The 1,513-nt window shown below is 48.1% G+C and carries 2 tRNA genes and 2 rRNA genes; all 4 read right to left on the bottom strand.

From position 1 onward, the window contains the following. Positions 1-425 (bottom strand): 23S ribosomal RNA (locus M44_RS19055); the annotation flags it as partial. 133 nt (positions 426-558) lie between these two features. Beyond that, positions 559-634 (bottom strand) — tRNA-Ala (locus M44_RS19050). Positions 635-660: 26 nt separating this feature from the next. Then, positions 661-737: transfer RNA gene (locus tag M44_RS19045), tRNA-Ile, on the bottom strand. Between the two features lie 166 nt (positions 738-903). Next, positions 904-1,513, bottom strand: a 16S ribosomal RNA gene (locus M44_RS19040); the annotation flags it as partial.

The raw sequence follows: 1,513 nt of genomic DNA, 5'->3' as shown, positions 1-1,513 counted from the left end.
CGCCGTACTCAGGCCATTATAAAGAGTGAGTAGAGTTTNAGNTANAGGGTTGTTACTTTAAATGAGGGGGGTTTANAGAAGAGTTNANTTAANGTANTGTTTTGTAANTGAGTATAGAATGTNATAAAACCCCAAGAGGGAAGTGTGTTGGTTTGGGATAATCTGGTTTGGGTTGGGGATATTGAGGGAATNGATTTTTCTTTCTGTTCTTCCAGGTACTTAGATGTTTCAGTTCCCTGGGTCTGCCTTCATTACCCTATGTATTCAGGTAAAGATACTGTTCCATTACGAACAGTGGGTTCCCCCATTCGGAAATCTCCGGATCAAAGCTTACTTACAGCTCCCCGAAGCATATCGGTGTTAGTCCCGTCCTTCGTCGGCTCCTAGTGCCAAGGCATCCACCGTGCGCCCTTATTAACTTAACCTAAAAACTCAATTCGAAGTGAGCGATCACTTCTTTAAAAAATCGGTTAAAATCCATCAGTGACGATACTCGGTTTGCCAAATGGCAAATATTATATCTTCATGTGTTGCTTTATCTAGTTTTCAAAGTACAAGTGGTGGAGCCTAGCGGGATCGAACCGCTGACCTCCTGCGTGCAAAGCAGGCGCTCTCCCAGCTGAGCTAAGGCCCCATTTTTTTAAGTTGTAAAAATGAAAATGGTGGGCCTAAGTGGACTCGAACCACCGACCTCACGCTTATCAGGCGTGCGCTCTAACCAGCTGAGCTATAGGCCCATTCTTACTTCGCTATAAAGTTGAAGGATTGAACCTTCAAAACTGAAAAGACAACAACGCAACGTACTTGCGCACGACGCGCTGACTTCTACGTTACCACAGGACGTGGCGAACTTAGTAGAAGTTCATTTTTGTCATACATCGTAGATGTATGAATATTCCTTAGAAAGGAGGTGATCCAGCCGCACCTTCCGATACGGCTACCTTGTTACGACTTCACCCCAATCATCTGTCCCACCTTAGGCGGCTGGCTCCAAAAGGTTACCCCACCGACTTCGGGTGTTACAAACTCTCGTGGTGTGACGGGCGGTGTGTACAAGACCCGGGAACGTATTCACCGCGGCATGCTGATCCGCGATTACTAGCGATTCCAGCTTCATGTAGGCGAGTTGCAGCCTACAATCCGAACTGAGAACGGTTTTATGGGATTGGCTTCACCTCGCGGCTTCGCTGCCCTTTGTACCGTCCATTGTAGCACGTGTGTAGCCCAGGTCATAAGGGGCATGATGATTTGACGTCATCCCCACCTTCCTCCGGTTTGTCACCGGCAGTCATCTTAGAGTGCCCAACTTAATGATGGCAACTAAGATCAAGGGTTGCGCTCGTTGCGGGACTTAACCCAACATCTCACGACACGAGCTGACGACAACCATGCACCACCTGTCACTCTGTCCCCCGAAGGGGAACGCCCTATCTCTAGGGTTGTCAGAGGATGTCAAGACCTGGTAAGGTTCTTCGCGGTGGCTTCCAAATAAAACACCATGCCCCACCCCTTG

It is taken from the genome of Bacillus coahuilensis m4-4, assembly GCF_000171615.1.
Taxonomy (GTDB): Bacteria; Bacillota; Bacilli; order Bacillales; family Bacillaceae_K; genus Bacillus_T; species Bacillus_T coahuilensis.
The sequence above is the reverse complement of the archived record's forward strand: the minus strand, read 5'-3'. Positions and strand labels throughout refer to the sequence as shown.